Origin of the sequence: Oscillibacter sp. KLE 1728 (assembly GCF_934833455.1) — a bacterium.
Taxonomy (GTDB): domain Bacteria; phylum Bacillota; class Clostridia; order Oscillospirales; family Oscillospiraceae; genus Oscillibacter; species Oscillibacter welbionis.
On record NZ_CAKVVF010000084.1, the window covers coordinates 1 to 6,768 of the forward strand.

The following is a 6,768-nucleotide window of genomic DNA, read 5'->3' on the forward strand; positions in this document are numbered from 1 at the left end:
GTGTAAATCTCCAGGGGGTCTCCCTCCCGGATCCGCATGGTACGGCGAATCTCCTTGGGAATCACGACACGTCCCAAGTCATCAATCCGCCGCACGATTCCAGTTGCCTTCATATCGAAAACTCCTTTTGTCTTTCAGATTTTTCAGGATGATTCTGCTTGGCAAAAGCTAGTATCCGCAGGATTTGTTTGGCTATGCAGGCCCGGCGGGTGGTTTCATTTGGCAATCAATCCGTCTCCGGCAGGTACTCCTGGACCACCAGCCCGTCGGTGGATACCAGATAGTTGGTGAGATAGGACAGGTGATCGCCGTCCACCAGCCAGGAGACCCGGTAGTTGTAATAGTCCACTCCGTCCAGAGTAAGCGGCCCTTCGTAGCCGTAGGACATCACATTGCCGGTGGCCTCGTCCACTGCGCCCAGCTGCTTTTCCAGAATGGCGACGCCTTCCTCCGGCGTGATGGTGTCCGTGGCGGAGAGCCCTTCCGCTGCGGCTCCGCTGGCCTCTGGTGCCGGATGACCGCAGGCGGAGAGCAGGAGCAGCAGCACGGCCAGTGCCGCACAGAACAGAGAGCGGGATTTCATGGGATTCTTCCTTTCCGTTCCGCCCAACACGGGCGGAAAATTTTTCCTCTGTTCAGACGAGATTAAAAAGCGGAAAGTTCCGGGAAAAATCCTGACCAATCCCACAAAAAGCACCAAACATTCTTGTGAAAATACGGGAAAAAACTGGGAAATCCCACCAACTTGTGCCGCCCTTTTTCGACAGGACCATCCTTGACGGTATTTTTCCCAGGAAGTATAATATAAACAATTATATGCATATCCAGATTCCGCGCAAACGCTTTACTCTAAGAATGACGAGCCTGCCGGGGATACTCCGCGGCGGGGAGAGGAGCTGCTGCCATGGCAAAACAAGGACAGGCGGACCGTTTCCACCAGGGGACGATGACGGACGGCTGGCGCTGGTTCGGCGCCCACCCTGCCAAAAAGCGGGGCAGAGATGGCTGGACGTTCCGGGTCTGGGCCCCCCATGCGGAGGCGGTGTCCGTCGTGGGCGACTTCAACGACTGGGAGGAGGGAGCGGCCCCCCTCGCCCGTAAGGGCGAGATCTGGGAGGGCTTTCTGCCGGACCTGCCGGTCTATACTTCCTATAAATATGCGGTGCGGGGGGCGGACGGCCAGGTCCGCCAGAAGGCGGACCCCTACGGCTTCCACACAGAGACCCGGCCGGCGACAGCCAGCAAGCTGTATGACATCAGCGGATTCAAGTGGACGGACGGCGCTTTCCGGGAGAAGAAGGCCAAGCACCCGGTCTATACATCACCGCTGAATATCTATGAGGTCCATCTGGGCTCCTGGAAAAAGCGGGGGAACGGGGACTTCATCGACTACAAGGACCTGGCGAAGGATCTGGCCGCCTATGTGAAGGATATGGGCTACACCGCCATCGAACTGCTGCCGGTGACGGAGCACCCCCTGGACGACTCCTGGGGCTATCAGTGCACCGGGTACTTCGCCCCAACCTCCCGGTTCGGCACGCCCAAGGACTTCATGTGGTTCGTGAACCACATGCATAAAAACGGCATCCTGGTGCTGCTGGACTGGGTGCCCTCCCACTTCTGCAAGGACGCTCAGGGCCTCTACGAATTCGACGGCACCTACTGCTATGAGTACAGCGATCCCAACAAGCGGGAGCACGCCGCCTGGGGCACCCGGGTCTTCGACTACGGCCGGCCCGAGGTGAAGAGCTTTCTCTTCTCCTCCGCCCGCTTCTGGCTGGAAGAGTACCACATCGACGGCCTGCGGGTGGACGCGGTGGCCTCCATGCTGTACCTGGACTACGACCGCCAGGGCGGAGCCTGGACCCCCAATCAGTACGGTGGACACGAGAACCTGGAGGCCATCGAGTTTCTGCGGGAGCTGAACACCATGGCCTTCCAGACGGACCCAAGCGTGCTGATGATCGCCGAGGAGTCCACCGCCTGGCCCCTGGTGACCCGCCCGCCGGACGTGGGGGGATTGGGCTTCAATCTGAAGTGGAACATGGGCTGGATGAACGACATGTGCCACTATTTGAAGCTGGATCCCTATTTCCGCCAGTACAACCACAAGGACATCACCTTCTCCATGATGTATGCCTTTTCTGAGAACTTTGTGCTGCCCATCTCCCACGATGAGGTGGTCCACATGAAGGGGTCCATCGTGGGGAAGATGCCCGGGGACTACGACAACCAGCTGCGGTGCCTGAGAGGCTTCTACGCCTATCTCCTGGCCCACCCGGGGAAGAAGCTGCTGTTTATGGGGGCGGAGATCGGCCAGTGGCACGAGTGGGACTCCGACGGGCAGCTGGACTGGTACCTGCTGGACCGACCAGAGAATCAGAAGCTCCGGAAGTTCTTCCGGGAGATCAACGCCTTTTATAAAAAGACGGCGGCTTTGTGGGAGGTCGACTTCGACTGGGCGGGCTTTGAATGGCTGGTGCCGGACGACAACCACAACAACGTGGTGGTGTTTCTGCGCAGGGACAAGAAGGGCCGCGACCTTATGTGCGCGGTGAACTTCTCGCCCAACACCTATACGAACTATCGGATGGGCGTGCCGCCCCACAGGCGGTATGTGCCCGTGTTCAATACCGATGACCCCGCATACGGCGGCGACGGTTTCGGCGATTCTGAGGCGGTGATGGTGGAGGCCGTGCCCTCCCATGGAAAGGAATGCTCCGCCGCCATCCGGATCCCGGCCTTCGGTGCGGTGTTCCTGCGGGGCGAGGGGACGTTCCCCAGACCCAGGAAGAAACAACAGGCAAAGGAGTTGGAAAAGACATGAAAAAAGAGTGCATCGCCATGCTGCTGGCCGGCGGCCAGGGCAGCCGCCTGTACGTCCTCACCGGCGACATGGCCAAGCCCGCCGTGCCCTTCGGCGGGAAATACCGCATCATCGACTTTCCCCTGTCCAACTGCACCAATTCCGGCATCGACACCGTGGGCGTGCTGACCCAGTACCGGCCCCTGGAGTTGAACAGCTACATCGGCAGCGGCGTGCCTTGGGACCTGGACGGGTCCACCGGCGGCGTCCACATCCTGCCGCCCTACATGGGCAGCAAGGGCGGCACCTGGTACAAGGGCACCGCCAACGCCATCTATCAGAACATCGGGTTCATCAACCTGTATGACCCGGAGTATGTGGTGATCCTCTCCGGCGACCACATCTACAAGATGGATTACTCCAAGATGGTGGAGCGCCATAAGGCCGTGGGCGCCGCCTGCACGATCTCCGTCATGGAGGTGCCGTGGTCGGAGGCGTCCCGCTTCGGCATCATGAGCGTGGACGAGAACGACCTCATCACGGAGTTCGCAGAGAAGCCCAAGGAGCCCAAGAGCAATCTGGCGTCCATGGGCATCTACGTCTTCACCTGGAAGACCCTGCGGCGGTATCTGGAGGCTGACGAGGCCAACCCTAACTCCGAAAATGACTTCGGCAAAAATGTGATCCCCGCCATGCTGGGGGATGGAGAACGGATGGCCGCCTACCGCTTCAGCGGTTACTGGAAGGACGTGGGGACGCTGGAGTCCCTGTGGGACGCCAACATGGATATGCTCTCCCCGGAGTCGGGCCTGGACCTGCTGGACGAGTCCTGGCCCATTTACGCCCGGTCCGTCAACGCGCCGCCGGCCTTTTTGGGCCGCCGCTGCCAGATCAGCCACAGTGCCTTCAACCGGGGCAGCGATCTGGAGGGGACGGTGGAGAACTCCGTCCTGGCTCCCAATGTCACCGTGGGGGAGGGGGCCCGGGTGTCCTACTCCGTCCTGTTCCCCGGGGTGACCGTGGAGCCCGGCGCCGTGGTGGAATACGCTATCCTGGGCGAGGGCTGCCGCATCGGCCGCAACTGCCGCCTGGGCGGCACGCCGGAGGAGACGGCGCCGGATCCCTGGGGCCTGACGGTGCTGGCGCCGGGCTGCGTCCTGGAGGATGAGAAGCGGGTGCGCCCCGGCGTGATGCTGAACAAGAACGGCGAGGAGGTGTCCAGATGAACGGCATGCACGGGATCATCTTTTCCTATGAAAAGCGCAATGACCTGCGGGAGCTGGGGGAGATCCGCTCCGCGTCGTCCATCCCCTTCGGCGGGAGGTACCGGGCGGTGGACTTCGCCCTGTCCAACCTGGTGAACGCCGGTGTCACGGACGTGGGTGTGGTGCTTCACGGCCATTATCAGAGCCTGCTGGACCACTTGGGCACCGGCAAGGACTGGGACCTGTCCCGCAAGCGGGGCGGCTTGAAGATCCTGCCCCCCTTTGCATACAAGCAGCACTGGGGCGAGGCGGCGGTCTTCCGGGGCAAGATGGAGGCCCTGGCGGGCGTCCGCTCCTATCTGGAGGAGATCCGCCGGGACTATGTGGTGCTTATGGACGGCGACCTGGTGGTGAACCTGCCCCTGTCCGACATCTATGACCAGCACATCAAGTCCGGCGCGGACATCACCGTAGTCTGCGGCAACGACAGCTTTGAGACGGAGAACGGCACCTATTTTGAGCTGGACGGCACCGGCCGCGTCACGGATGTGTTGTATCACCTCCACCGGCCCAGGGGCTACCGGGGGCTGGAAGTGTACATCCTCTCCACCAGGCTGCTGCTGGATCTGGTGGACGAGTGCGCCACCCGGGATCAGTACAGCCTGCGGCGGGACGTGCTCCAGGCCCGGAAGGACAGCCTGAAGCTCCAGGGATACATCTGGGGCGGCTTCGCGGCGCAGATCCGCTCTGTACAGGAGTATTACGACCGCAGTATGCAGCTGCTGGACCCGGCCATCCGGGCGGAGCTGTTCTGTGCCGAGCGGCCCATCCGGGCCAAGGCCACTGACAAGTCCTCCGCCTACATCGGACCCGACGGCTACTGCGAGAACTCCCTGATCGCAGACGGCTGCAACATCGAGGGCGTGGTGGAGAACTCCATCCTCTTCCCCGGCGTGGTGGTGGAGGCCGGCGCTGTGGTGCGCAACTGCGTGCTCTTCAAGGAGACGGCGGTGCGCCGGGGCGCGGCGGTGTCCCATCTGATCGCGGATAAAAATGTAGAAATCCTGCCGGACCGGACGCTGATGGGACACAGCTCGTATCCCATCGTGCTGGCCAAGGGCAGTCAGGTGTGAGTGCGGGAGGAAGGCTTCCAGGACGGCGAATAGACGGGCGGGGCTCCGGCTGACGGAGTCCCGCCGGTCCCTGACCCTGCCGGAGGGCGGGGCGCATGAGCGTGAAAGGAGAGGACTATGAAGATTTTATATGCGGCCAGCGAGGCGGTTCCGTTCTGCAAAACCGGAGGCCTTGCGGATGTGGCGGGCTCCCTGCCTGCGGCGCTGGCGGCCCAGGGCGCGGATGTGGCGGTGGTGCTGCCCCTGTACCAGAAGGTGAAGGAGAAATTCAGCGACCAGCTGCATTTTGAATGCTACGACTATGTGGACCTGGCCTGGCGCCACAGCTACTGCGGGCTGTTCTCCATGGAACGGGACGGCGTCACCTGGTACTTCCTGGACAACGAGCAGTATTTCCGGCGTCCGGAGTTGTACGGCTACATGGACGACGGCGAGCGGTTCGGATTTTTCTCCCGGGCCGTGGTGCGGATGCTGCCCCACCTGAGGTTCTGGCCGGAGGTCATCCACTGCAACGACTGGCAGACCGCCCTGGTGCCCATCTATCTGAAGGACGACAGCGTGCGGGAGGAGCGGTTCCGGAGTATCCGGACCGTGCTCTCCATTCATAATATTGAGTACCAGGGCCGCTACGGCCGCCAGACCCTGGGGGACCTGTTCGGCCTGGACCACGGCTGGGCGGATGACGGCACCATTCTGATGGACGGGGACGTGAACCTGCTGAAGGGCGCCATTTTGTGCGCCGACGCCGTCAACGCCGTCTCTCCTACTTACGCCAACGAGCTGAAGATGCCCTACTTCGCCCACCGGCTGGACGGCATCATGCGCCGTTGCGGCTACAAGCTCTCCGGCGTGCTGAACGGCATCGACGTGAAGCGGTATGACCCCGCCGCGGATCCCCACATCGCCGTCAATTACAGCGCGGCGGACATGGCGGGCAAGCAGGCGGACAAGGCGGAGCTGCAGAAGCTCATGGGCCTGCGGCAGGAGCCCTACGTTCCCATCGTGGGCATCGTCAGCCGCCTGGTGTCCCACAAGGGCCTGGATCTGGTGTGCGAGGTGCTCCACGACATGATGGAGCTGCCCCTGCAGATGGTGATCCTGGGCAAGGGGGACCGGAAGTACGAGGAGTTCTTCCAGTGGGCAGCCCAGCAGTATTCCGGCCGCATGGCCGTGCGCCTGGACTACAACGAGGAGCTGTCCATGGCCATCTATGCAGGCGCGGATCTGTTCCTGATGCCCTCCAAGAGCGAGCCCTGCGGCTTGAGTCAGATGATCGCCATGCGGTACGGCACCGTGCCCATCGTCCGGGAGACCGGCGGACTGAAGGACACCGTCAGCCCGTACGAGTCCTGGAGGGACGCCGGCAACGGATTTACCTTTGCAAATTACGCCGGCAGTGATATGCTGTATGTGATCCGGGAGGCGGTGTATCTTTACAAGGACTATCCCGACGCCTTCGCCCGGCTGCGGGCGCGGGCTATGGCCTGCGATTTCAGCTGGGCCCGGAGCGCGGGGGAGTACCTGCACATTTACAGCACCGTCACCGGCCAGCCTTGGCCCCCTGCGGAGGAGCCCGTCCGGACAGAAGAGTCCGCCCCGGCGGAGGAATCCGCTCCCGCGGAAG

At 62.3% G+C, this 6,768-nt stretch carries 5 protein-coding genes and 1 pseudogene; 4 read left to right on the forward strand and 2 right to left on the reverse strand.

The genetic code is table 11. The features are described 5' to 3' along the window. Both abrB and QVE23_RS09105 read right to left on the reverse strand, forming a co-directional pair. A pseudogene (gene abrB, locus QVE23_RS09100) lies at positions 1-113 on the reverse strand (transition state genes transcriptional regulator AbrB); the annotation flags it as partial. Positions 114-226: 113 nt separating this feature from the next. After that, positions 227-583, reverse strand: coding sequence for a hypothetical protein (locus tag QVE23_RS09105; protein ID WP_021748123.1), 357 nt, complete (start codon positions 581-583; stop codon positions 227-229). Between the two features lie 321 nt (positions 584-904). On the opposite strand from QVE23_RS09105, the gene glgB reads away from it, so the two are divergent. The 4 genes from glgB to glgA form a co-directional block, all read left to right on the forward strand. Then, positions 905-2,827 carry a 1,4-alpha-glucan branching protein GlgB gene (gene glgB, locus QVE23_RS09110; protein WP_021748121.1) on the forward strand — a complete coding sequence of 641 codons (1,923 nt, stop codon included), beginning with the start codon at positions 905-907 and terminating at the stop codon, positions 2,825-2,827. After that, positions 2,824-4,032 (forward strand): glucose-1-phosphate adenylyltransferase, encoded by a 1,209-nt coding sequence (locus tag QVE23_RS09115; RefSeq protein WP_021748120.1) that lies wholly within the window; start codon positions 2,824-2,826, stop codon positions 4,030-4,032. Before glgB ends, QVE23_RS09115 begins: the two co-directional genes overlap by 4 nt. Then, positions 4,029-5,144, forward strand: coding sequence for a glucose-1-phosphate adenylyltransferase subunit GlgD (glgD, locus tag QVE23_RS09120; RefSeq protein ID WP_021748119.1), 1,116 nt, complete (start codon positions 4,029-4,031; stop codon positions 5,142-5,144). The genes QVE23_RS09115 and glgD overlap by 4 nt, the downstream gene beginning before the upstream one ends. A gap of 117 nt (positions 5,145-5,261) precedes the next feature. Continuing rightward, positions 5,262-6,768 (forward strand): glycogen synthase GlgA (glgA, locus tag QVE23_RS09125; protein WP_287967996.1); only part of this gene is annotated, 1,507 nt, incomplete at its 3' end.

Bases quoted from the DNA above. Each gene is read 5' to 3' on its own strand.
- QVE23_RS09105 (WP_021748123.1), bottom strand. From the start codon at position 583: ATGAAATCCCGCTCTCTGTTCTGTGCGGCACTGGCCGTGCTGCTGCTC.
- glgB (WP_021748121.1), top strand. From the start codon at position 905: ATGGCAAAACAAGGACAGGCGGACCGTTTCCACCAGGGGACGATGACG.
- QVE23_RS09115 (WP_021748120.1), top strand. From the start codon at position 2,824: ATGAAAAAAGAGTGCATCGCCATGCTGCTGGCCGGCGGCCAGGGCAGC.
- glgD (WP_021748119.1), top strand. From the start codon at position 4,029: ATGAACGGCATGCACGGGATCATCTTTTCCTATGAAAAGCGCAATGAC.